Source organism: Nitrobacter hamburgensis X14 (genome assembly GCF_000013885.1).
Taxonomy (GTDB): domain Bacteria; phylum Pseudomonadota; class Alphaproteobacteria; order Rhizobiales; family Xanthobacteraceae; genus Nitrobacter; species Nitrobacter hamburgensis.
On the sequence record NC_007964.1, the window covers coordinates 431,319 to 452,857 of the forward strand.

Consider the following 21,539-nt stretch of genomic DNA (forward strand, 5'->3'; position numbering starts at 1 on the left):
GACGGTACTCCACGCAGTGACTTATTTCGCCCGCAACTTCTCGATGAATGGCGGCAGAAACGATTTTCGCGGCTTCTTTGTCTCGCCGCGGCCGGTCAGGCGCTGGGCGATCTGCAAGAACATGTCCGTGATGCGGTGGTTCGCCGCGATTTCAGCGATCATCTGTCCGTTGTTCGCGGCAGACCCGAACAACTGCGGGTCGAACGGGATGCTGACGATCGGCTGGCTTTCAATGGCTTTGGCGAATTCACTGGCGCTGATCTCGGGCCGCTTCGGAACGCCGACCTGGTTGAGGCAGTAGAGCGGAGGCCGGTCGTTCGGTCGTGCTGCCTTGAGCAGATCGAACAGGTTTTTCGTGTTGCGAAGGCTGGCGAGATCGGGCGTCGCGACGATGAGGATGTCGTCCGCACCGATCAGGGCGCGCTTGGTCCAGCCCGACCATTGATGCGGGATATCGAGCACGATACAGGGCATCGTCGTCCGCAGGGTATCGAGAATCGAATCGAACGCCTCCGTTCCGAAGTCATAGACCCGGTCCAGCGTCGCCGGCGCGGCGAGCAGGCTCAGATGATCGGTGCATTTCGACAACAGCCGATCGACGAACGCCGTGTCGATGCGGTCCGGCGAAAATACGGCGTCGGCGATGCCTTGCGGCGGGTCCTGATTAAAGTCCAGCCCGGCCGTACCGAAGGCGAGGTCGAGGTCGGCGACGACGGAATCGAGCGCCAGATCGCGTGCAATCGCCCAGGCGACATTGTGGGCGATCGTCGACGCGCCGACGCCGCCCTTGGCGCCGGCAACGGCGATGATCCGGCCGACCGCCTTGGCTTCGGGAGCTGAAAACAGGCCGCAAACCGCGCGTACGATGTCGACGGCGGTGACCGGCGCGATGACATAATCGCTGACGCCACGCTTGACCAACTCGCGATACAGCGTGACGTCGTTGACCCGGCCGATCACGATGACGCGCGTGCCTGCGTCGCACACGGTTGCAAGCTGGTCGAGCCCGGCGAGGATATCGCCGCGCTCCTCAGTTTCGAGAATGATGACGTTCGGCGTCGGCGCCGAGCGATAGGCTTCCGCGGCAGCGGCCATGCCGCCCATCTGGATCTTGAGGTGGGCCTTGCCCAGCCGGCGATCCTCGCCGGCCGCCTGCACGGCCGTGGCTGTTTCCATCGTCTCGCAAAAGGCCTGCACCGATACGCGCGGCGCCGGCGCGATATGATCGTCGGCCTTCGGCGAAGCGGATGCGGTTGGCTCTTCTGCGTCCTGGCGAGGGTAGCTGATCATTGTCCCACACTACTGATTTTGCTCTTGTCCGCATCCGGATAGACGGTGGCTGACGATTGACCCTGCCGGTACTTATCGAGCGCGTAGGTCCGGCGGGCGGTATAGGTCGGCGTTTCCGGACGCGGTTGCACGAGGTCGGAGGGATTATCGACCATTGCAGCAAGATTACGCTGGCTTGCGCAGCCAAAATTCCAGTACGGCTTGTTGTCGAGATAGCCCTTGTTCTTGATCGACGGGCCGAGGTCTTCCGGCCAGACCCCGCAGGGTCCCGCCACGGCCGCGATTTGCGGATAGGTCAGGCGAATGGTTGCGAACAGGCGCGGGTCGGCGGGATGGTAATGCCGGACGATGATTCCGCGCGGCGGTACGCCCGCAGCCGTCAACAGCGAGCGGACTTCCCTGAGTGAATCGGCGGCGGCCCGGGCGTTGCTGGTGCCCATTGGCGCCTCGGCGACGATGGCGCCGGTTCCCTCGCGGAGCCAGACGCTCGCAAGCCCGACGACATCGGCGCGCTGCGATGCCGACAGGCCGCCGCGCGTGTTGCCGACAAAGATGTTGACCGTCCGGTTGGCTTCCTGGATCGCAATGGGATGCCGCAAGCGATAATCGTTGGGAATGCTCGCGGTGGTGGCTTCCTGGCTCGTATGCGTGCAGGCGCCCAGCGCGGCGGCCAGGCCGGCGATGAGGACAGCCACGCGAAGACTGCGGTAGCGTTCGGCGGAATCTGCGGATGTCATCGTTTCGTTCCTTGCCCCGCCTCAGTCGGTGATGAAGCCATAGGTCCCGCGATATTGGCGCGCGGGTTCGGCGCGACCCGGAACGCCGTAGATGCGATTGATGCTGCCCAGCAGGTCGGCCTGCGGGTCCGATGCATCCGCGAATCCGTCATCGGGCCGCGACAGATCCTTCTGTGCGACGGCGCGCACGACGTAAGGCGTCACCAGAATCATCAGCTCGGTGTTGTTGTTGACGTAGTCGCGGCTGCGGAACAACGTTCCTAGCACCGGAATCTGGGATACGCCCGGCATGCCGCTGATCGACTGCTTGGTTTGCTGCTTGATAAGACCGGCCATGACCATCGAGCCGCCGGATGGAATCTCGAGCGTGGTATCGGCGCGCCGCGTCTTGATCGACGGCACCGCGGTGCCCGAGATCTGGATGGCGTTTTCGTTGTTGACTTCGGACGCTTCGGTGGCGACGCGCAGGCTGATACGGCCCTCGCTCAGCACCACCGGCGTGAAATTCAGCGAAATACCGAACTTCTTGAAAGTGACGGTCGGCGTACACGTTCCGTTGGTACAACTAACGCCCGACGGAATCGGGAATTCGCCGCCAGCGAGAAAGTTCGCCGATTCGCCGGAGATCGCGGTCAGGCTGGGCTCGGCGAGCGTGCGGATGACGCCTGAGTTTTCCATCGCGCGCAGCGTCGCCTGAACGGTCGGCATCGTCACGCCGTTGATGATGCTTTTGCCGAAGCCGCCCACCACGCTGTTGCCCGGCACCAGCGCCGATCCGGTCGCCAGGAACGGATTCGAATTGTTGAAGTTCACGACGGCGGTGCCATAGCTCAGGTTGGCGCTCAAATCGACGCCGAGTTGCTTGATGATGTCGCGTTGCACCTCCGCGACCACCACCTTCAGCATGACCTGGTCGCGGCCGCGAACCGCTATGCTGTTGACCACCTTGTCGGCACCGCCCGCGAGGCGTGCAGCCAGATCGGCCGCTTGCTGGGATTCCACCGGGCTCTGGGCCCAACCCGAAAGTACGACGCCGTCGCCGAGGCCGTCGATCTTGATATCCGCATTCGGCAAGATCTGTTTGAGCGCGGCGCGCAAGCCGTTGAGGTCGCGCGTGACTGCGATGTCATAAGCCGAAATCTGCTGGCCGCTGCCGTCGAAGAATATGATGTTGGTTTGACCGACCGCTGCGCCGATGATGTAGGCGCGCTGCGCTGACCTCACCACGGCATTTGCGATCTTCGGGTCGGCGACCAGGACGTCCTTGACGTCACGGGGCAAGTCCACCACGACGGACTTGCCGATGCCGAGCGACAGCGATTGCGCGTGCATCTTTGCGCCGGCCGTTGCGGCTGGCACGCGGTAATCGCTCGCGAACACCGGCGTCAGCGCCGGGTTCAGCGTGAAGGCGGCGATTGCTGCGAACGAGAGAGACCGCGCCACAATGGCCTGCAGCGGTGTCGGATTTATCGTCCACGTCATGACGGGCGTCCTTGATTACCTCTGTACGGTGGTCTGGGTCGGAACGCCGTAGCGGACGATATTGATGCTGTCGCGCCTCTGATCGTCGGTGCTGCTCTCCGGGGCATTGGCGTCGGCGAGGCTGCGCAGCGCCAGCGACAGCGTTCCCATCTGGCGCGACCGCGCCAGCATCTCCGCCTGCTCCGGTTTCAATTCGAGCGTCGCGGTCTTGCCGACCACGACCTTCTGCCCGTTCTTCTCCTCGATGGTCTGGTCGACCGCGAGAACGCGCACGTTGCTGAGAATGGTCTCCGAATTGACGGAGTTCGCGTTTGGATGATCCGGGTTTTTGTCTCGTTGTGAGAGGATCACGTCGACGCGATCATTGGGGAGAATAAAGCCGCCGGCGCCGGTCTCGGGCGAAATTTCGGTCGAGATCGCGCGCATCCCGGTCGGCAGGATCGCGGCCATGAATCCGGATCCTTTCGCGCTGACCAGCTTGAGTTCGCGAATGGGTTCTCCCGCGATGAAGGGCGAGCGGGCGATCGATCCCGCCAGTTGCGTGGTGGCGTCGGGACGCTGGTCGCGGCGAATGAAGCTGCTGCTGGCGCTATTTGCGGGCCAGGCCTGCCACGCCACGTCGTTCGCGGTCACCGCCTGTCCGAGCGGGATGTCCGATTTCGCGACCAGAACGTCCACCGTCTGGAGCTGCGCGGTCTGCGCGGGTTGCGGCTTCTTGTCGGATCCGCTCGCGAGATAGGCGGCAAGGCCGCCGGCACCGACTGCGATGGTCAGGACGACAATGCGTGCGGTATTCATACGCTTCACTTTCCACGTTACGCCGCGGCGCTTGCGCCGTCGTAACGGGAGTTGAACAGATATTCGTCAAAGCATGGTTAATGAGGCGTATCCAAATCGCGTTAATGAGAGGTTTCTTGTACGCGCTTCAGTGAAGCGCAAAGCGCGCCAAATCGACCGCCTTGATCCAACCGGTCTCCGGATAGATCAGCAGGGCGCCAAGCGCGAGCGCGATGCCGTAGGGAATTCCCGTATCCTTGCCGTGCAGCCGGAGCAGCCAGTCCTGACTGTAAAATAGCGCCGGCAGAGGCCATTGCCGGAACTGGAGCAGCAGCAACGTCAGGGCTCCGCCGAACAGCGAGGCATAGACCAGATACTCCAGCAGATGTCCGAAGCCGAACCAAAGGGCGGCCGCGGCCGCCACTTTTGCGTCGCCGCCGCCGACCCAGCCCATCGCGAAACAGGTGAATGCGACAAGCAGGACAGCAAGGCCGGCGCCGGCATGTAACAGCATGTCGTGAAGGCTCATGCCGCTCAGGGCAGCCACCACGAGGAAGCCGGCCACCAAAAGCAGCGAGACCCGATTGGAGATCGTCATGGTGAGCAGGTCGCTGGCGGCCGCGAATGCCATCAGGGCTGGAAACAGCAGCAAGCGTGCGACATCGAGTGCCATGGTGATATGAGCCCCTGCAGCGCCATCCGTTACGAAGTTTGATCCTGGCCGGTCAAAGTGAACGTTCGGGAAACGGGAAAGGTCATGGCCAGACGGCGATAATCCGGGCTGTGACGGCAATCACGGCGAGGGTCAGTGCCATGCAAACGGTCTGGATGGCCTGTCTCGTTTGCTCATCGTCGGGCCGATAATGCGTTTTGGGCATGGAAGGCTTCAACATGATCATGGCGGCCCGGTTCAGCTTCTTGCGGACGAGCAGAAGCAGGAACAGAAAAGGCCCCGGCATACCGGGACCTTTTTTGAGCGCGAAACGGAAGACTTTCGCTTATGGCTTCGCCAGTTGGTCGCTGACCTGCGTGAACTTGCTGATCAGGTTGGTGCCGACGAGGTTTACGGCGCTGATGATCGCGACGGCGATGCCGGCGGCGATCAGGCCGTATTCGATCGCGGTGGCGCCGGACTCATCCTTGGCGAAACGCTTGACCAGATTCTTCATAAGAAAACTCCCTGTGCTCACGTGGCTTTCGAACTACCTGGTCCTAACGGCGTTCTCAGCACCGTGACCATGACACCACCGTAGGGTGGGAGAAATTGCAGCGCAGTTAATTCGATTGCAGAAACGCGGCCGTAACGGGCTGGTTCTTTCTCAGAGTGAATTTAGATTTAAGGGAGATGTATAAAAATGCATTCTACCTCGAAAGGATAGCTGCGGGGGGCCGTTTGCAGTTCGTTCATCAATTAACGGCAGATTTGCCATGTCGGGCGCCGGCACCGTTGCGTATCGCTTTTGCCGGCTGGTATGCGTCCCGGAGTACAGTATGTGGTTCAAGTTTTTGCGTGGTCGTTCGCGTGCTTCGGTCGTCGGCCTGTCGCTTGCAACGGCGATTTTGCTTGGTCCGACGGCGGCTCTCGCCGAGGTGACGAGCGACCCGATCTCGGTCAATGTGGACCAGGCGAAGCTGGTCAAGCTGCCCGGACATATCGCGACGATCGTGGTCGGTAACCCGCTGATCGCCGACGTCACCCTGCAGCCGGGCGGCCTCGTGGTCGTGACCGGAAAGGGATACGGCGCAACCAACGTGATTGCGATGGACCGCGCCGGGAGCATTCTGGTGGATCGCGTCATTCAGGTCGAAGGGCCGAGCGATCAGGTGGTGACGGTCTATCGCGGCGTGGAGCGCGAGTCGTATAGCTGCATGCCGGTTTGCCAGAAGCGCATCACCCTCGGGGACAGCGTCGCCTACTTCAAGGCGACGATGGACCAGGCCAGCAATCTAAGTTCGCAGGCCGGCGGTGCAAAATAATAAAGCCGATTGACCGTCCGGCAACCGATACCGGGACGCCTGGCGCGTGCGTTCCGCGACAGCGCGGCTAGAGTCTGATCCAACTCCGTTGAATCAGATTCTAGCCTTATCCTTTCGATTGAGCATGATCTTACCCGAAACCGGTTTCCACTTTTCGGGATCATGCTCTAGCAAGCCAATCCAGGAATGGTTGATATCGGGTATACGGCGAGGGGCATTCTGCTTCCATCGGGCGAAACACTTCAACAATCTGTTTCGGCTAGTCCTTGACGGTAGATAAATCCCGCCGTGCTCAAGGATTTTGCGATGTCGCCATTCCCCCGTTTCAGGACCGTAGCCGCAAGGGTGGCCGGCCGTTTCCGCGGCAATCAGCGCGGGTCCGCGGCGGTGGAGTTCGCTCTCGTCGCGCCGCTGTTCTTCGCGCTGCTGTTTGCGATCATCGAGACCGGCATGGTGTTCTTTGCGAGCCAGAGCCTGGAGACCACGTTGCAGGACTCGGCGCGCATGATCCAGACCGGTCAGGCACAGATCGCCAAGTACGACAAGGCGAGCTTTAAGAAAGACGTCGTCTGCGCGAATGCGAGCGTGCTGTTCGATTGCGAGAATGGAATCTTTGTCGATGTCCATAGCTACCCGTCCGGATTCGGAAGCGTAGAGATCGACGATTCGATCACCGCGGATCCGATCACCGGGGACAGAAATTTCGTCGATAATACGCAATACAGCGCCGGCGGTCCGGGAGATATCGTCGTCGTGCGGCTGTTCTATCAGTGGCCGCTGTTTGTCACGGGACTCGGCTACAACCTCGCCAACCTGAGCGGCAGCAAGCGGCTGCTGGCAGCGACGGTCGCCTTCAAAAACGAGCCCTATAGCTGAGGACGTGACGTCGATGTCCAGTATCTGGTCATGCATCAGGGTTTCGGCGGCAGCGATGCGGCGTGATTCGCGGGGCGTTGCCGCGATCGAATTTGCGATGATCGTGCCGCTGATGCTGGTGATGCTGTTCGGGACCATCGATGTGTCGTCGGGCGTGGCGGTCAAGCGCAAGGTCACGCTGGTCGCGAGGACGCTGTCCGACCTGACGTCGCAGTCCAAGGTGGTGGGCGACGCGGACATCACGAACTTCTTGGCTGCCAGCTATGGCATCATGTGGCCCTATCCGTCGGCGCCGGTCCAGGCCACCATTTCGGAACTCTACATCGATCCGGCGACGTCTGTGGCGCGGGTGCAGTGGAGCCAGGGATCGTCGCCGCGAGGCGTGGGCTCGACAGTCAGCATTTCGTCGGACCTCATCGGCAAGGATTCGTCGGACAAGACGCTTCCCGGTCAGTACCTGATCTACAGCGAGGTCAGCTATCTCTACCAGCCGATCGTCGGCTACGTGATGGCGAAAGCCGGCGTGACGCTGAGCGACACCGCCTATACGCGGCCGCGTCAGTCCATGTGCGTCACCTATCCCACGCCGCCTGCCGGCACCCCTTTTCCTCCTTGCCCGACGAATTGAAGCTACGCCAACACTTCGGGTATCGTTGCAAATAAAAAAAAGGCCGCGCTGACGCACGGCCTTCGGTAATCCGATCGTTTTCGATCTTAATTGCGCTTCGCTGAACGAAGCGTCTAGGTAGTGTTTAACCAGCGGCCCGCAAATTGTCGGCCGATGATTTGCCAGAGCGGCGATCAGCGACGATCTCGTAGCTGATCTTCTGGCCTTCACGCAGCGTTCCAAGTCCGGCGCGTTCAACGGCGCTGACGTGAACGAACACGTCGTTGCCGCCATCGTCCGGTTGAATGAAGCCGTAGCCCTTGGTCGCGTTAAACCACTTCACGGTTCCCATGCTCACGGGTAGTCCCTTTTCAAATACGTATGTCGAAGCCCGCTTTCGGCGGGTTGGCGAGATCGGATTTTTGGAAGGGTCGTCAGGGTCTAAACCGGCTGTACCGGTGGATAGCCAATGTCGTCCGGCCGAAAATCGCTAGAGCCCATATTATTCGAAGGCAGGCCGCAAAACAATCCTGACGTGCAGGATTTTTTAAGATGTGCCGAGCTGCCGGCGCGGCCGCCGGCCCTCGCCCTGATATCGGCGCACGGTCCTCCCACCGTCGGACGTCGGCTATCTGCGGCGGAACTGGCCCCCGCGCGGCGGTCCGCCACGCGGTGCGCCGCTGGGTCGCTCGTCCTTGTGCCGGAAGATCAGGCGACCCTTTTCGAGATCGTAGGGGGACATCTCGATGGTGACGCGATCGCCGGCCAGCGTCTTGATTCGGTTCTTTTTCATCTTGCCGGCGGTATAGGCCACGATTTCGTGCCCGGCATCGAGCTGCACCCGATAGCGGGCGTCGGGCAGGATTTCGGTGACCAGTCCTTCGAACTGGATCAGTTCTTCTTTCGCCATATGGTTCTCCGGATCGAGTGGCGCTTCACTAGAGCATTTTCCGGCTAAGTGGAAACCGGTTTGCGTGAAGAAAATGCTCTCAATCAAAAACTTGCGCGTATTCCTATCGCAAAACCGGTATCCACTTTTGCGGAACGCGCGCTAGATCACGATGATTTTGGAGCGAATCGATCCAAAATCATGATCGTGATCGATCCCAATATTTTAGAGCGGGATGCGGGCGGAAAACCGCTACGCACTTTTCCTCATTCCGCTCTAGTGGTCCGGCTCTAACATTCGCATCTCGTTTCAGCAGGCCCTTTTGCGAATGTTAGAACCACGGGACCACTAGCAACTATCAGGTTTCCAGTGGAGTTTTGAATTTGACATTCGCGTCCCGGACGCGCGGTCAGGTGGGTAGTGAATGTCAAATCCACTCCTAGCGTTGAGGACGTTGGCCGGGCTTTGCGCGCGCTGGCCGGCTTTGGCGGTGCAGGAAGGCAACGCCCTGCATCCCCTCGGCCTTGCCGCCCTGCGATGAACGGGAGGGCTCATGCCGGCCGGCTTCCGGCCGCTTCGTTTGCGGCACGCCGTTGCCATGACGGCTGCGGCGGCGCGGACCTTTCGCGCCGGGAGCGGCGTCGCCCGCTCTGGTCGTGTGACTAGGCTGTGCCGGGCGTCCGGCGCGATGCTGCTGATGGGCCGGCGCCGCCTCGCGCTGCCCCGGTGTCCGGCGATCTTCTCTCGGCAGTGCCACGCGGATCAGCTTTTCGATATCGCGGAGATAGGCCATTTCTTCGGCCCCGGCGACCAGCGAAATCGCTGCGCCGTCGGCGCCTGCGCGCGCGGTGCGGCCGATGCGATGGACGTAGGTCTCGGGGACGTTCGGAAGGTCGAAGTTGACGACGTGGCTGATGCCGTCGACGTCGATGCCGCGGGCCGCGATATCGGTCGCAACCAGCGTCCGGATCTCTCCGGTCCGGAAGGCCGCCAGCACGCGCTCGCGGTGGTTCTGCGATTTGTTGCCGTGGATCGCATCGGACCTGATGCCGGACTTGGCGAGGCTCTTCACGACCTTGTCGGCGCCATGCTTGGTCCGCGTGAAAATCAGCGCGCGGTTGACCGGCTCCTGCTTCAGAAGCTGGGCCAGAAACGCGGGCTTGCTGGCATGATCGACCTGGATGATGCGCTGGGCGATACGGTCCACGGTGGAGGCGACCGGCGTCACCGCGACGCGTGCCGGATCGCGCAGCATCTGCTCGGCGAGTTCCGCGATGTCCTTCGGCATGGTGGCCGAGAAAAACAGCGTCTGCCGTTTGACCGGCAGCTTGGCGACGACTTTGCGGATGTCATGGATGAAACCCATGTCGAGCATACGATCGGCTTCGTCCAGCACGAGAAATTCGACCTGACCGAGCTTCAGCCCGTTGCTTTGAACGAGATCGAGCAGGCGACCCGGTGTGGCGACCATGACTTCGACGCCTTGCATGACCGCGCGGACCTGACGCCCCATCGGAACGCCGCCGATCGCGAGAGCCGAGGTCAGGCGCAGGTGGCGGCCGTAGGCGTTGAAGCTCTCCAGGATCTGGCCCGAAAGCTCGCGCGTGGGGCTGAGCACCAGCACCCGGCAGCTCTTGGGTTGCGGCTTGATGCGGTTTTGCAACAGGCGATGCAGGATCGGGAGCGCGAAGGATGCGGTCTTGCCGGTTCCGGTCTGGGCAATTCCGACGATGTCGCGTCCGGCGAGGGCAAGAGGAATGGTTTGAGTCTGGATGGGCGTGGGCGTCAGATAGTTCTCTTCTGCGAGCGCACGTGTAATTGGATCGGCAAGGCCGAAATCCTGAAAGGAGGACAAAAGGTGGTTTCTTTCCATTATGCGACTGGGCGCCCGGCCACATCAGCCGGGGCGTGCCAAGGTGTCTGCGGACACCCGCGTGCTTGGGGCGTCGATTGAGGCTAGGTGAAGGGCAAGCCAGAAACCGTCGAACGGGCTCAGAACACGCGGCTCGCAGTGACCCGATCATTCTCAGGGTCGCGACACCATATGGAACAGGAACGCGGCAGATTCAAGGTATTTTGTCGAGGTTTAGCCTGGCAAAGGATTTTTGGAAGCGAAAACCGATCCTCGCCGTGCGCCTGGGCTTGTGATTCGCGGCGCGATAATTCTAGAGCGTTTTCGAGCGAAGTGGTCACCGGTTCGCGTGAAGAAAACGCGTCAAATCAAAATCATAGAGCCCCGCTTCTGATTCTATCAGAAGAGGAAAGGCTCTAACCGATCAGCCGCAAATGCTCAAAAAGTGGCGGCGGTTAGCCGTGCTGGCGGCGTCGCCGTCCTTACGCCGCGAATTACTCCCCATTCCACCCGCACGCCTTGAGTCGCGCGTGCAAATGCACGGGCGCGGATGCGGTGACGACGATGGGCGGTTTGTTCTTCGATAGGGGAATCGCGATCTCGCGCGCATGCAGATGCAGACTGGGTTCGCCGAACTGTGGGATATATTGTTCATTGCGCAGGCGGCGCAGACTTGCCTGCGTTCCGTAAATGTTGTCGCCGGCGATCGGCCAGCGCATCGCCGCACAATGGACGCGCAGTTGATGGGTGCGGCCGGTGACCGGCTCCAGCGCCAGCCAGGTGAGTTGAATTCCCTCCTCCCTTGCGCGGGGAGGGGGGTGATCTGGTGCAATGCCGTCACTGTTGCCCCTCGCGCCCGCCCCCTCAGGACGGGCTTCGCTCGTCTCGACCCCGCAAGGGGAAGGGGAGAAGCGATCGCTGGCCGCAGTGAAAATGCCGCGCCCCAGTACTTTCCATCTTGTCACCGACGGCAGCCCGTTCGGGTCCGGCTTCTGCCACCAGCCGCGTTCGTGGTTCAGCCGTCCGAGTGGAATGTCGATGGTGCCCTCGTCCTCAGTGGGGCCGCCCTCGACCACGGCCCAGTAGGTTTTTGAAATTTTGCCGTGCTTGAACAGCAGGCCGAGCGACGCCGTCGCCTTGCGATGACGTCCGAGCACCAGACAGCCCGAGGTGTCGCGGTCGAGCCGATGGGCAAGCACCGGCGGCCGCGGCAGGCCGAACCGCAGCGCCTCGAACGACGCCTCGAGATTGGCGCCGCCCTTGGGACCGCGATGCACGGGGATGCCGGCCGGCTTGTCGATCACCAGCATCAGCCCGTCGCGGTGGAGCACGCGGGCCTGGATTTGTTCGGCGCTGAGTTGGGGCGTATCCATGAATAGTTCAAGGCTTTCGCTTGGAGGTTGAAACGGCTAACACACCTCCACAATGAGCGACAGCACCGACGACAAACCGAAACAGAGCTGGTGGCGCAGGCTGTCCGGCGGCCTCAAGCGGACCTCGAGTTCGCTCGGCACGGCGGTGGCCGATCTCGTCACCAAGCGCAAGCTCGACCGCGCCATGCTCGACGATATCGAGGACGTGCTGCTGCGCGCCGATCTTGGAACCGCGGTCGCGGAACGGATCGCGGCGGCGGTCGGTGAGGGACGCTACGACAAGGCTATCTCCGCCGATGAGGTGAAGGCTGTCGTCGCGACCGAAGTGGAAAAAGTTCTCGCGGCGGTGGCTAAGCCGCTGGTCGTCGATGAAACGCACAAGCCGTTCGTCATCCTGGTGGTCGGCGTCAACGGTTCCGGCAAGACCACGACCATCGGCAAGCTCGCGGCGAAGTTGTCCGCCGAGGGACGCAAGGTGATGATGGCGGCCGGCGACACCTTTCGCGCCGCGGCGATCGAGCAATTGCAGGTCTGGGGCGAGCGCACCGGCTCGCCGGTCGTCGCCGGCGCGCAAGGATCGGACGCCGCAAGCCTCGCGTTCAACGCGTTGACCGCGGCGCGGGACGATAGACGCGACGTGCTGCTGATCGACACCGCCGGCCGCCTGCAGAACAAGGCCGAACTGATGAACGAACTCGAAAAGGTGGTTCGCGTCATCCGAAGGGTCGATGCGGCGGCGCCCCATGCGGTGCTGCTGGTGCTCGATGCCACCGTCGGACAGAACGCGCTGTCGCAAGTCGAGGCGTTTCATCGCACCGCCGGCGTCACCGGGCTGGTGATGACCAAGCTGGATGGCACCGCGCGGGGCGGCATTCTGGTGGCGCTGGCGGAGAAACATAAGCTCCCGGTGCATTTCATCGGTGTCGGCGAGGGGGTCGACGATCTCGCGCCGTTCACCGCGCACGATTTCGCAAAGGCGATCGCGGGGATCGAGGCTTAGTTTTTTCATGCCCGCGCAAGGCGGCATCCAGTATGCTGGCGCGTTGATCGGAATATCGGATCGTCCGCTTTCGCGGATGATGACGGTCACAACAGGCAGGACGATGGACAAGAAGCAACCGCACCCGCTGTTCAAACTCGCGACCGAACTCGGCCCGCTGCTGGTGTTCTTCGCCGCCAACGCCAAGTTTAACCTGTTCGTCGCAACGGCTGCGTTCATGGTGGCGATCGTGGCGGCGATGATCGCGTCCTATGTGGTGACGCGACATATCCCGCTGATGGCGCTGGTCACCGGCATTGTCGTCATCGTGTTCGGCACGCTGACGCTCGTGCTGCATGACGAGACCTTCATCAAGGTGAAGCCGACCATCATCTACTCCCTGTTCGCGGGCGTGCTCGGCGGCGGATTGCTGTTTGGCCGCTCCTTCATCGCGATCATGTTCGATCAGGTGTTCAACCTGACGCCGCGGGGCTGGCAGGTGTTGACGCTGCGCTGGGCACTGTTCTTTTTCGGCATGGCAATCCTGAACGAACTCATCTGGCGCACCCAGAGCACGGATTTCTGGGTCAATTTCAAGGTTTTCGGGGCGGTCCCGCTCACCATGATATTTGCGATGATGCAGATGCCGCTGACAAAACGCTATCATCTGGAGCCTGCCACGCTCGAGGCCAGCGATGCCAGCGAGGGCGATGTCAGGAAGTAGCTTCACCCAAACCGCTGGGGGTCTTACGGTTTATTCTGACGGTCTTCTCCATGGGTGCGCACGAGCCCCCCACACGTTATGCGGCGCAGCATTCCATTGAGTTTATTGGGACATGTACTCCTGAATGAATTTTCGCCAGCGGGTGACACCCAAAGCGCTCTGGCCAACGTTCCAGTCGAAATATCTTAAAAAATCAGATTTTCTTGTCGTTTCGGGGTAGTCAATGAAGTTTGAAATACCGGCGAAGAAGGTTCAAAAAGTATCTGTCGATCTGGTTTTGCTTGATCGTAAAAAATTGGAGCCTATCTTTGCCAGCGACGTATCGTTGTTGGCTCTCGCAAAAGAATGAATAATGAATTTAATGCTGACTATTGTATTTGGCGTCGCCGGGCTTGTTTTGAGCTTTGGATTTTTTGTTCCTTCAGAACTCTCAATGTTTCGGCTCATAGCAGCGGTTGGCGTGATGGTTGGATATCAAGCGGGGCAGCTTGTTGGCAGGTTCGTAAGACCGCGTCCTAAAAGGTTCCTGACGTTAAGCGTGAGCGCGCTGTTTTGCATTTACTTTGCTTTTGCTTACGCCCAAACGCTTCAAACGGGATTAGCCAATACATCAGATAAAGTGAACCTGGTGGTGCTGCTCGGTTTGTCTTTTTTCTGGCTGGGCTTTTTATTGCCCTTCACGCGTGTTCCGAACAAAATAAAGGCCCTGTGGGCAAGGGCTAAGTAAGGAACCTTTCGCAAGGCTCGGGATTAGAGCGTTTTCGAGCGAGGTGGATGCCAGTTCGCGTGAAGAAAACGCGTCAAATCAAAATCATGGAGCCAGCTTCTGATTTCATCAGAAGCGAAAACGCTCCAAGCCAACAAATTGGGGCGGTCGACCGCAATGCCGAGTCTCGGGGCTCTTTCAAACACATGAAAAGCGCACCGGCGGCGATGGCCGGTGCGTTTGATAATTTGACCCGCCTCATGAAGACGGTCGCAATAACTACTTCGACTGCGATGCGATGATCTGGCCGGCAATCTTCTTGTAGATCGCGGCGGGCAGGATGTTCTTCGAGACAAGCTGGTCCTTCTTGGCGTAGGGACGGCCGGCAATGATCTTGTCGGAATACTTGTCGCCGATGCCTTTGAAGGCCATCAGCTCTTCCTTGGTCGCGGTGTTGATGTCGAGTTTGGCCGCGTCGGAGTTGGCGGGCACCGTCTTGGCGGCGGGTGCCATTTTCCCCGCCGGCGCCATCCTGTCGGATTTGGCGGCAGGCTGTGTCGATTGGGCCATCGACGGCGAGGAGGCGAGCAGGCCGAGCGCAAGCGCGGCGGCGGTGATCGAGGCGAGCGTGAAATGACGCATGAAAAATTTTCCTCCAGGGCTGGTGCAGACGCGTATTCCGCAAAAGTAGACATCGGTTTTGCGATTAGAATACGCGCAGATTATTGATTGAGAGCATTTTCCTGCGGTTAACCAGATTAGAGCGTTTTCGAGCGAAGTGGGTACCGGTTCGCGGGAAGAAACCGCGTCAAATCAAAATTATAGAGCCCGCTTCTGATTCCATCAGAAGCGAAAGGCTCTAGACCAGCGCCAGCTTGCGGTCGATGACAAGCAGAACGCGGTCGAGTTCGTGGCCGCGCCGCAGGACCCGGCCGCTTGCCGACATCACACTATAGGCACCCTGCTTGCGCGCCAGCCGCGGATCTTTCTCGATACGGTAGATCGGAACCTCCGAGGCGCGGCGGAAGATCGAGAACACGGCACGGTCCTTGAGAAAATCGATTGCATAATCCCGCCACTCACCGTCGGCGACCATGCGTCCATAAAGATTGAGGATACGATTGAGTTCGAGGCGGGTGAACGTGACGCGGCCTGGAACGGGGAGCGCTGCGGGACTGCGGTCCGCCGCGCGGTTCTCGCTTGGATCAATGTCGCCCGATAGCGAACTCATCGGCGCCTCCTGTCAATGTCAACGACATGATCGCGCCGGATGCGCCTCGCCGCAAGAGGCCTTGGGCGTTCTCGAGAGGTCCCGCAGCAACCTCGTCCTGACCCGTCGCACCAGAGCCATTCCGGCTTTGGTCGAATTAAGCCGGGCTCCAGCTTTGACGCGTTTTCACCCCATCCTCGGGTCAAGCCCGAGGGGACATACTTTGCTCGAAAGCGCTATAGCTGCGTCCAAACGCCGCGATCAAAACAGCGCCGTCACAAGAACGTCAGTCAAAATCATAATGCAGCCCAATTTCCGTCAAGCAACCGCCCTGCTGGATTGCGAGAAAACAGTCACTGCGATGGCCCGGTCCTTTCGGTGCCGGATCCTCAGCCCCCAGCCCCCCGGGGCCATCAGGATCGGGCCTATTCGCGGGGAACTAAAACTCCAAGACCGCTCGGGACCGGCGAAAGCTGGTCCTTTTTCTTTTGCGAGACATGCCTCTTTTGCCTCTTTTGGGAGAAATCCCGCTGTTTGATTTGCGCATCGGGATTGCACCATGCGCGCAAACGCGTTGTGCCGGTCGGACAGGACGATCCCGAAACAACGATACTGCCTGGAACGACAATCCTGAAAGATTGAGGATGATTCAGTGCAGCGAGGTATAGGCCGCACCGAGCATCGGACCGGGCCTGTCGCGATTGCCGTCCTGAACGTAGACGACCGCGGCGTCGACGCCATCTTGCGCGATATTCTCCATCGGCACCGCCCAGGTCCCGGCCTTGCCGGTCCAGTCGCCGACCTTGAGCCAGCTTCGAACGACGTTGTGGTAGGTCACTTCGCGGCCGCCGTTCTCACCGCGCCCGATCGCAATCGGCACCGCCTTCGAGATCGCACATATCCAGACTTCGCCGTGATCGGAAGGATGATTGGCGCTGGCGGACGCAACCGACACATTGAGTTGCCGTCCCGACACCGCCATCGAGACCGGCACCGACATCACGTCATCGTTCTTCTTGGTATCGCGGACTGCGTTGTCGATGGCCGCGCGATCGCTGCCGATCACATGGGCCGATCCGTTGACGATCACCTGCGGCGTGTAGACGTCGCGGTCGCCGCGCATCTGCGAATAGGCCTTCTGGCGCGCAGTAAAGCGGTTGTCGGCCAGCGTATCTTTCCAACCGAGATAGTCCCAGTAATCGATCGGCATGCTCAGCGCGACAATCGAGGGATCCCTGGAGAGGTCGCCAAGAATCTTGTCCGCCGCCGGGCACGATGAGCAGCCCTGCGACGTGAACAGTTCGACCACCGCGCGCGGGCCCGCCTCGGCGGGACGAATGATCGCGACGAACACGCACACGCCGAGCGCGCCGGACAGGCGCGACAAACAACCATGAGTCATCATAGGGCTACACCGAAACCGCGACACAACGTGTGCCGGCGCCATGAAGGGAAGCACACCTCCGAACGCGAGGAACCGGCATTTTCATAGGCCGCCTTCCGCTTACCTGCCACTCAATTCGCGGTGAGGCCATCGCGAGACTGGAGGATTGGATCTGATATTCGCTAACCCCTGGACCGCGGCTTCCGCATGCGAGCATCAAATTCAAAACTCCACCGACAGCTTATATTTGCTTGCGGTCCTTTTGATTCCGGCATTCGCAAAAGCACGCGCTGGAACGGGATGCGAATGTTGGAATCGGACCATCAGGTCACGCCGCGAGCTTGCGCAGCACATAATGCAAGATACCGCCGTTGCGGTAATAGTCGAGTTCGTCGAGCGTATCGATGCGGCAGAGCAGCAAGACGCGACGGAGCGAACCGTCGCGGGAGACGATATCCGCCGTCAGCTTCTGGCGCGGTTTCAGATCGCCCTGCAAACCGCGAATCGTCACCGTCTCGTCGCCCTTGAGTCCGATCGATTGCCATGACGCGCCGTCCTCGAAGGTCAGCGGCAGCACGCCCATGCCGACGAGGTTGGAGCGGTGGATGCGCTCGAAGCTCTCGCAGATCACCGCACGAACGCCGAGCAGCAGCGTGCCTTTGGCCGCCCAGTCGCGCGACGAACCGTTGCCGTATTCAGACCCGGCGAACACGACGAGCGGCACGTTCTCCTGCTGGTACTTCATCGCGGCATCGTAGATCGACATCTGCTCGCCGTCCGGCCAGTGCCTGGTCAATCCGCCTTCCGGAATGTTGCCGTCGGCGCCCTTGAGCATGAAGTTCTTGATGCGGATATTGGCGAAGGTACCGCGCATCATCACCTCGTGATTGCCGCGCCGCGTACCGTACTGGTTGAAATCCGCCGGCCGTACCTGATGCTCGGTGAGGTACTTGCCGGCGGGCGAGGTCAGCTTGATGGCTCCGGCCGGCGAGATGTGGTCGGTCGTGATCTTGTCGCCGAACATAGCCAGGATGCGGGCATCGACCACATCGGCGATCGGCTCCGGTTCCTTCGTCATGCCTTCGAAATAAGGCGGGTTCTGTACGTAGGTCGAGCCCATGTTCCAGCGATAGGTCTCGCTCGTGACGGTCTGGATCTTGCGCCAGTTGGTATCGCCCTTGAACACGTCGGCGTATTTCTTCTTGAAGATCCTCGAGGTCACGAACTTCTTGATGAAAGCGTTGATCTCCTTCGAGGTCGGCCAGATGTCCTTTAGGTACACCGGCTTGCCGGCCTTGTCCGTGCCCAGCGGCTCGGTGGCCAGGTTCCTGGTCACCGACCCCGCCAGCGCATAGGCGACGACCAGCGGCGGCGAGGCGAGATAATTCGCCTGCGTGTCCGGCGAAACGCGACCCTCGAAGTTGCGATTGCCCGACAGCACCGCCGCGGCGATGATGCCGTTGTCGTTGATCGACTTCGAAATCTCCTCCGGCAACGGACCGGAATTGCCGATGCAGGTGGTGCAGCCGAAGCCAACCAGATTGAACCCGACCGTATCGAGGTCCTTCTGCAATCCGGAATTTGCCAGATATTCCGCGACCACCTGGCTGCCGGGCGCCAGCGAGGTTTTCACCCACGGCTTCGCGGTCAGCCCCTTCGCCGCCGCCTTGCGCGCGAGCAGCCCGGCGGCGATCAGCACGGTCGGGTTGGAGGTGTTGGTGCACGAGGTGATCGCCGCGATCACCACCTCGCCGTGCCCGAGATCGAAGTTGCGGCCTTCGACCGGCCAGCGCGCCGCAGCGTCGGTCTTCCGGTATTCGCTTGCGAGCGCTGCGGCAAAGCCTTCCGCTATCGCCGGCAGCGGCTGCCGGCCTTCGGGCCGCTTCGGTCCCGCGAGCGACGGCACGACCGTGCCAAGATCGAGCATCAGCTTTTCCGTGAATGCCGGATCTGGCGAAGCGGTGGTGCGGAACAGGCCTTGCGCCTTGGTGTATTTCGCGACCAGCGCGACGCGCGACGGCGCGCGGCCGGACGTCTTGAGATAATCGATAGTCGCGGCATCGACCGGGAAGAAGCCGCAAGTCGCCCCGTATTCCGGCGACATGTTGGCGATGGTCGCCTTGTCGGCGACCGACAGATGATCGAGGCCGGAGCCGTAGAACTCGACGAACTTGCCGACGACGCCCTGCTTGCGCAGCATCTGCGTGACGGTGAGCACGAGATCGGTGGCGGTAACGCCCTCCTTCAGCGCGCCCTTGAGCTTGAACCCGACGACGTCGGGCAACAGCATCGACAGCGGCTGGCCGAGCATCGCGGCTTCCGCCTCGATGCCGCCGACACCCCAGCCCAGAACGGCGAGGCCGTTGACCATCGTCGTGTGCGAGTCGGTGCCGACCAGCGTATCGGGATAGGCGACCTCGATGCTGCGGGTCTTCTTGCTGATGGTCAGTTTCTCTTTCTTCGTCCACACCGTCTGCGCCAGATATTCGAGATTGACCTGATGGCAGATGCCGGTGCCGGGCGGCACCACGGAGAAGTTCGAGAACGCCTTCTGGCCCCACTTCAGGAGTTCGTAGCGTTCCCGGTTCTGCCGGTATTCCTCGACCACGTTCTTGGCGAACGCCTTGTTGTCGCCGAAGAAGTTCACGATCACGCTGTGGTCGATGACGAGATCGACCGGCACCATCGGATTGATTTTCGCAGGCTCGCCGCCGAGATTCTGCATCGCGTTGCGCATGGCCGCGAGATCGACCACCGCGGGCACCCCTGTGAAATCCTGCATCAGGACGCGCGCCGGGCGGAAGGAGATTTCATGCTCGAGCTTGCGTTTCCTCAGCCATTTGGAGACCGCGACAATGTCCTCTTTCGTCACCGAGCGGCCGTCCTCGTTGCGCAGCAGATTTTCCAGCAGCACCTTCATGGAGTAGGGCAGCCTGGAGATGCCCTTGAGACCATTTTTCTCCGCAGCCGGCAGACTGTAATAGGCGTAGGTCTTGCCGCCGACCTTGAGGGTTTTCAAACATTTGAAACTGTCGAGCGAAGCCATGTGAGGAATCCCGATCCAAGAGTTTGGGGGTTAGCCGGTCGGGCGAGCCCTAGAGGTACTAAAACACCGCAGACGAGCCCGGCTCGCGGGGTTTCGTTGCGGGGCAGTTTGTGCTGCATCAAGTTCCGGATTTATAGAGTCTTTCCAGATCGTCCGCCACGCCAACAATGCTTGCTCCCCGCCTTTCAGCCATGCACAGAAGCCGCGCGACGGCTCCGCAAACAGGATCATCATGAAACTTTCAGGGCACGGCTTGCGGTGCGTACGAGGCGGACGGGAGGTGTTTTCCGGCCTCGATGTCGCGGCGGAGTCCGGCCGGGCGGTGGCGATCACCGGGCCCAACGGCGCCGGGAAAACCTCCCTGCTGCGGCTGCTGGCAGGGCTATTGGCGCTAGAGGGCGGGTCGATCGGCCTTGAGGGCGGCGATCCTGAGCTGACGCTGCCCGAGCAGGCGCATTACCTTGGCCATCGCGACGCCCTGAAACCCGCGCTCAGCGTCAGCGAAAACCTGTCGTTCTGGCGGGGGTTTCTCGGCGGCGCGTCGCGGGCGTCGGGCCCCGATGCCGCGCAAGCGCTCGCGGCGGTCGGGCTCGATCATGTCGCGCATCTGCCGGCGGCCTATCTCTCGGCGGGACAGCGGCGACGGCTGTCGATCGCGCGGCTGCTGGCGGTGAAACGCCCGGTCTGGCTGCTGGACGAGCCGACCTCGGCGCTCGACGTCGCCGGCCAAAGCGCCTTCGCCGCCATCATGACCGGCCACCTTGCGGGCGGTGGCATCATTCTGGCTGCGACGCACACGCCGCTGGGCATTGCCGCGCGGGAACTGCGGATCGGGGGAACGACGTGAGCGTGATTATTCTGGAGATGCCACCCGACGCGATTCTCACCCCCGACCCCTCCCCGCCATGTCGCTTTGCTCCGTGGAGGGAGGGGCGCGCGCCGTGCTCCGGGAATCCCTCATGACCGCGCTCGCCGCACTGGTTCGCCGGGATGTCAGCGTCGCGCTGCGCGTCGGCGGCGGCGCGCTGATCGGCGTGCTGTTTTTCCTCACCGTCGTGGTGCTGATGCCATTCGCGGTCGGTCCCGACCTCGCGCTTCTCAAAAAACTCGGCCCCGCGATTCTCTGGATCGGCGCGCTGCTTGCAAGTCTGCTGACGCTCGATCGCCTGTTCACCGCCGATCACGACGACGGCTCGCTCGATCTGATCGTCATGAGCCGCACACCGCTCGAACTGGCCTGCGCGGCCAAGGCGCTGGCCCACTGGCTGGCGGCGGGGCTGCCGCTGGTCGCCGCGACGCCGGTGCTGGGCCTGCTGCTCAACCTCGACGCCGCTGCGACCGGCGCCGTGGCGCTGACGCTGCTGGCGGGAACGCCCGCGCTCACGTTTACCGGCATGATCGGCGCCGCAATCGCCGTCGTCCTGCGTCGCGGCGGTCTGCTGCTCTCGGTGCTGGTGCTGCCGCTATCGATTCCGGTGCTGATTTTCGGCGTCGCCGCGTCCAACGCTGCGCTATCCGGACCATCGCCGTTCGGCACGCCGTTCTCGATTCTGTGCGCGCTGTCGCTGGCAAGCCTGGTGATCGGCCCGTTTGCCGCCGCGGCGAGCCTGCGGCATGGGCTGGATTGAGG

26 protein-coding genes are annotated in these 21,539 nt (G+C 61.5%); 11 read left to right on the forward strand and 15 right to left on the reverse strand.

The window, feature by feature from the left end:
* Window positions 1–21 precede the first annotated feature (21 nt).
* The 7 genes from NHAM_RS02030 to NHAM_RS02060 form a co-directional block, all read right to left on the reverse strand.
* The gene (locus NHAM_RS02030) at window positions 22–1,290 is read right to left on the reverse strand and encodes an AAA family ATPase (RefSeq protein WP_011508984.1); all 1,269 of its coding nucleotides are present in this window, start codon (window positions 1,288–1,290) and stop codon (window positions 22–24) included.
* Entirely contained in the window at window positions 1,287–2,027 is a 741-nt protein-coding gene (locus NHAM_RS02035) for a CpaD family pilus assembly protein (protein WP_011508985.1), read from the reverse strand. Before NHAM_RS02035 ends, NHAM_RS02030 begins: the two co-directional genes overlap by 4 nt.
* Before the next feature lie 21 nt (window positions 2,028–2,048).
* A complete protein-coding gene (locus NHAM_RS02040) occupies window positions 2,049–3,509 on the reverse strand; it encodes a type II and III secretion system protein family protein (protein ID WP_011508986.1) in 1,461 nt (486 codons plus the stop codon).
* 15 nt (window positions 3,510–3,524) lie between these two features.
* A complete protein-coding gene (gene cpaB / locus NHAM_RS02045; protein WP_011508987.1) occupies window positions 3,525–4,307 on the reverse strand; it encodes a Flp pilus assembly protein CpaB in 783 nt (260 codons plus the stop codon).
* A gap of 127 nt (window positions 4,308–4,434) precedes the next feature.
* The gene (locus NHAM_RS02050) at window positions 4,435–4,959 is read right to left on the reverse strand and encodes an A24 family peptidase (protein ID WP_011508988.1); all 525 of its coding nucleotides are present in this window, start codon (window positions 4,957–4,959) and stop codon (window positions 4,435–4,437) included.
* Between the two features lie 82 nt (window positions 4,960–5,041).
* Window positions 5,042–5,245 carry a hypothetical protein gene (locus tag NHAM_RS02055; protein WP_041357600.1) on the reverse strand — a complete coding sequence of 68 codons (204 nt, stop codon included), beginning with the start codon at window positions 5,243–5,245 and terminating at the stop codon, window positions 5,042–5,044.
* Window positions 5,246–5,284: 39 nt separating this feature from the next.
* Window positions 5,285–5,455, reverse strand: a complete 171-nt coding sequence (locus NHAM_RS02060; protein WP_011508989.1) for a Flp family type IVb pilin — start codon at window positions 5,453–5,455, stop codon at window positions 5,285–5,287.
* A 322-nt stretch (window positions 5,456–5,777) separates the two neighbouring features.
* Here NHAM_RS02060 and NHAM_RS02065 point away from each other — a divergent pair, with 322 nt between their 5' ends.
* The 3 genes from NHAM_RS02065 (at window position 5,778) to NHAM_RS02075 (ending at window position 7,767) form a co-directional block, all read left to right on the forward strand.
* Window positions 5,778–6,263, forward strand: coding sequence for a pilus assembly protein N-terminal domain-containing protein (locus NHAM_RS02065; protein WP_011508990.1), 486 nt, complete (start codon window positions 5,778–5,780; stop codon window positions 6,261–6,263).
* Window positions 6,264–6,569: 306 nt separating this feature from the next.
* The gene (locus tag NHAM_RS02070; RefSeq protein ID WP_011508991.1) at window positions 6,570–7,139 is read left to right on the forward strand and encodes a TadE/TadG family type IV pilus assembly protein; all 570 of its coding nucleotides are present in this window, start codon (window positions 6,570–6,572) and stop codon (window positions 7,137–7,139) included.
* A 13-nt stretch (window positions 7,140–7,152) separates the two neighbouring features.
* Window positions 7,153–7,767, forward strand: a complete 615-nt coding sequence (locus NHAM_RS02075; protein ID WP_011508992.1) for a TadE/TadG family type IV pilus assembly protein — start codon at window positions 7,153–7,155, stop codon at window positions 7,765–7,767.
* A 124-nt stretch (window positions 7,768–7,891) separates the two neighbouring features.
* Here NHAM_RS02075 and NHAM_RS02080 read toward each other — a convergent pair whose 3' ends face one another.
* Together NHAM_RS02080 and infA are read right to left on the reverse strand one after the other, a co-directional pair.
* Window positions 7,892–8,104 (reverse strand): cold-shock protein, encoded by a 213-nt coding sequence (locus tag NHAM_RS02080; RefSeq protein ID WP_041357603.1) that lies wholly within the window; start codon window positions 8,102–8,104, stop codon window positions 7,892–7,894.
* Between the two features lie 270 nt (window positions 8,105–8,374).
* The gene (infA, locus tag NHAM_RS02085) at window positions 8,375–8,656 is read right to left on the reverse strand and encodes a translation initiation factor IF-1 (protein ID WP_011508994.1); all 282 of its coding nucleotides are present in this window, start codon (window positions 8,654–8,656) and stop codon (window positions 8,375–8,377) included.
* A gap of 60 nt (window positions 8,657–8,716) precedes the next feature.
* On the opposite strand from infA, the gene NHAM_RS27890 reads away from it, so the two are divergent.
* On the forward strand, window positions 8,717–8,929 hold the full coding sequence (locus NHAM_RS27890) for a hypothetical protein (protein ID WP_245269975.1): 213 nt from the start codon (window positions 8,717–8,719) through the stop codon (window positions 8,927–8,929).
* 145 nt (window positions 8,930–9,074) lie between these two features.
* Here the strand turns inward: NHAM_RS27890 and NHAM_RS02090 are convergent, their stop codons facing one another.
* The gene (locus tag NHAM_RS02090; protein ID WP_011508995.1) at window positions 9,075–10,508 is read right to left on the reverse strand and encodes a DEAD/DEAH box helicase; all 1,434 of its coding nucleotides are present in this window, start codon (window positions 10,506–10,508) and stop codon (window positions 9,075–9,077) included.
* 473 nt (window positions 10,509–10,981) lie between these two features.
* Window positions 10,982–11,860: an RluA family pseudouridine synthase gene (locus NHAM_RS02095; protein ID WP_011508996.1), complete on the reverse strand. Its 879-nt coding sequence runs from the start codon at window positions 11,858–11,860 to the stop codon at window positions 10,982–10,984.
* Window positions 11,861–11,912: 52 nt separating this feature from the next.
* Between NHAM_RS02095 and ftsY the strand changes: the two genes are divergently transcribed.
* The 5 genes from ftsY (at window position 11,913) to NHAM_RS26350 (ending at window position 14,571) form a co-directional block, all read left to right on the forward strand.
* Window positions 11,913–12,860, forward strand: coding sequence for a signal recognition particle-docking protein FtsY (gene ftsY, locus NHAM_RS02100; protein WP_011508997.1), 948 nt, complete (start codon window positions 11,913–11,915; stop codon window positions 12,858–12,860).
* A gap of 103 nt (window positions 12,861–12,963) precedes the next feature.
* On the forward strand, window positions 12,964–13,563 hold the full coding sequence (locus NHAM_RS02105; RefSeq protein WP_011508998.1) for a septation protein A: 600 nt from the start codon (window positions 12,964–12,966) through the stop codon (window positions 13,561–13,563).
* A gap of 223 nt (window positions 13,564–13,786) precedes the next feature.
* Window positions 13,787–13,912: a hypothetical protein gene (locus tag NHAM_RS28805; protein WP_283805359.1), complete on the forward strand. Its 126-nt coding sequence runs from the start codon at window positions 13,787–13,789 to the stop codon at window positions 13,910–13,912.
* Window positions 13,913–13,915: 3 nt separating this feature from the next.
* Entirely contained in the window at window positions 13,916–14,290 is a 375-nt protein-coding gene (locus NHAM_RS02110) for a hypothetical protein (protein ID WP_011508999.1), read from the forward strand.
* 47 nt (window positions 14,291–14,337) lie between these two features.
* On the forward strand, window positions 14,338–14,571 hold the full coding sequence (locus NHAM_RS26350; RefSeq protein WP_157043510.1) for a hypothetical protein: 234 nt from the start codon (window positions 14,338–14,340) through the stop codon (window positions 14,569–14,571).
* On the opposite strand, the gene NHAM_RS02115 is transcribed toward NHAM_RS26350, so the two are convergent.
* The 4 genes from NHAM_RS02115 to acnA all read right to left on the reverse strand — a co-directional run bounded on the left by NHAM_RS02115 (window position 14,549) and on the right by acnA (window position 19,909).
* Complete coding sequence (locus NHAM_RS02115) at window positions 14,549–14,911, reverse strand: ComEA family DNA-binding protein (protein ID WP_011509000.1); 363 nt, start codon at window positions 14,909–14,911, stop codon at window positions 14,549–14,551. The genes NHAM_RS26350 and NHAM_RS02115 overlap by 23 nt on opposite strands.
* A gap of 217 nt (window positions 14,912–15,128) precedes the next feature.
* The gene (locus NHAM_RS02120) at window positions 15,129–15,500 is read right to left on the reverse strand and encodes a DUF2794 domain-containing protein (RefSeq protein ID WP_011509001.1); all 372 of its coding nucleotides are present in this window, start codon (window positions 15,498–15,500) and stop codon (window positions 15,129–15,131) included.
* A gap of 628 nt (window positions 15,501–16,128) precedes the next feature.
* A complete protein-coding gene (locus NHAM_RS02125; protein ID WP_081434928.1) occupies window positions 16,129–16,884 on the reverse strand; it encodes a DUF1223 domain-containing protein in 756 nt (251 codons plus the stop codon).
* A gap of 307 nt (window positions 16,885–17,191) precedes the next feature.
* On the reverse strand, window positions 17,192–19,909 hold the full coding sequence (gene acnA / locus NHAM_RS02130; protein ID WP_011509003.1) for an aconitate hydratase AcnA: 2,718 nt from the start codon (window positions 19,907–19,909) through the stop codon (window positions 17,192–17,194).
* Window positions 19,910–20,141: 232 nt separating this feature from the next.
* Here acnA and ccmA point away from each other — a divergent pair, with 232 nt between their 5' ends.
* Window positions 20,142–20,756 (forward strand): heme ABC exporter ATP-binding protein CcmA, encoded by a 615-nt coding sequence (gene ccmA, locus NHAM_RS02135; protein ID WP_011509004.1) that lies wholly within the window; start codon window positions 20,142–20,144, stop codon window positions 20,754–20,756.
* A 112-nt stretch (window positions 20,757–20,868) separates the two neighbouring features.
* On the forward strand, window positions 20,869–21,537 hold the full coding sequence (gene ccmB / locus NHAM_RS02140; RefSeq protein WP_011509005.1) for a heme exporter protein CcmB: 669 nt from the start codon (window positions 20,869–20,871) through the stop codon (window positions 21,535–21,537).
* Window positions 21,538–21,539 lie beyond the last annotated feature (2 nt).

Bases quoted from the DNA above. Each gene is read 5' to 3' on its own strand.
- NHAM_RS02030 (WP_011508984.1), bottom strand. From the start codon at position 1,290: ATGATCAGCTACCCTCGCCAGGACGCAGAAGAGCCAACCGCATCCGCT.
- NHAM_RS02035 (WP_011508985.1), bottom strand. From the start codon at position 2,027: ATGACATCCGCAGATTCCGCCGAACGCTACCGCAGTCTTCGCGTGGCT.
- NHAM_RS02040 (WP_011508986.1), bottom strand. From the start codon at position 3,509: ATGACGTGGACGATAAATCCGACACCGCTGCAGGCCATTGTGGCGCGG.
- cpaB (WP_011508987.1), bottom strand. From the start codon at position 4,307: ATGAATACCGCACGCATTGTCGTCCTGACCATCGCAGTCGGTGCCGGC.
- NHAM_RS02050 (WP_011508988.1), bottom strand. From the start codon at position 4,959: ATGGCACTCGATGTCGCACGCTTGCTGCTGTTTCCAGCCCTGATGGCA.
- NHAM_RS02055 (WP_041357600.1), bottom strand. From the start codon at position 5,245: ATGCCGGGGCCTTTTCTGTTCCTGCTTCTGCTCGTCCGCAAGAAGCTG.
- NHAM_RS02060 (WP_011508989.1), bottom strand. From the start codon at position 5,455: ATGAAGAATCTGGTCAAGCGTTTCGCCAAGGATGAGTCCGGCGCCACC.
- NHAM_RS02065 (WP_011508990.1), top strand. From the start codon at position 5,778: ATGTGGTTCAAGTTTTTGCGTGGTCGTTCGCGTGCTTCGGTCGTCGGC.
- NHAM_RS02070 (WP_011508991.1), top strand. From the start codon at position 6,570: ATGTCGCCATTCCCCCGTTTCAGGACCGTAGCCGCAAGGGTGGCCGGC.
- NHAM_RS02075 (WP_011508992.1), top strand. From the start codon at position 7,153: ATGTCCAGTATCTGGTCATGCATCAGGGTTTCGGCGGCAGCGATGCGG.
- infA (WP_011508994.1), bottom strand. From the start codon at position 8,656: ATGGCGAAAGAAGAACTGATCCAGTTCGAAGGACTGGTCACCGAAATC.
- NHAM_RS02090 (WP_011508995.1), bottom strand. From the start codon at position 10,508: ATGGAAAGAAACCACCTTTTGTCCTCCTTTCAGGATTTCGGCCTTGCC.
- NHAM_RS02095 (WP_011508996.1), bottom strand. From the start codon at position 11,860: ATGGATACGCCCCAACTCAGCGCCGAACAAATCCAGGCCCGCGTGCTC.
- ftsY (WP_011508997.1), top strand. From the start codon at position 11,913: ATGAGCGACAGCACCGACGACAAACCGAAACAGAGCTGGTGGCGCAGG.
- NHAM_RS02105 (WP_011508998.1), top strand. From the start codon at position 12,964: ATGGACAAGAAGCAACCGCACCCGCTGTTCAAACTCGCGACCGAACTC.
- NHAM_RS28805 (WP_283805359.1), top strand. From the start codon at position 13,787: ATGAAGTTTGAAATACCGGCGAAGAAGGTTCAAAAAGTATCTGTCGAT.
- NHAM_RS02110 (WP_011508999.1), top strand. From the start codon at position 13,916: ATGAATTTAATGCTGACTATTGTATTTGGCGTCGCCGGGCTTGTTTTG.
- NHAM_RS26350 (WP_157043510.1), top strand. From the start codon at position 14,338: ATGCCAGTTCGCGTGAAGAAAACGCGTCAAATCAAAATCATGGAGCCA.
- NHAM_RS02115 (WP_011509000.1), bottom strand. From the start codon at position 14,911: ATGCGTCATTTCACGCTCGCCTCGATCACCGCCGCCGCGCTTGCGCTC.
- NHAM_RS02120 (WP_011509001.1), bottom strand. From the start codon at position 15,500: ATGAGTTCGCTATCGGGCGACATTGATCCAAGCGAGAACCGCGCGGCG.
- NHAM_RS02125 (WP_081434928.1), bottom strand. From the start codon at position 16,884: ATGATGACTCATGGTTGTTTGTCGCGCCTGTCCGGCGCGCTCGGCGTG.
- acnA (WP_011509003.1), bottom strand. From the start codon at position 19,909: ATGGCTTCGCTCGACAGTTTCAAATGTTTGAAAACCCTCAAGGTCGGC.
- ccmA (WP_011509004.1), top strand. From the start codon at position 20,142: ATGAAACTTTCAGGGCACGGCTTGCGGTGCGTACGAGGCGGACGGGAG.
- ccmB (WP_011509005.1), top strand. From the start codon at position 20,869: ATGACCGCGCTCGCCGCACTGGTTCGCCGGGATGTCAGCGTCGCGCTG.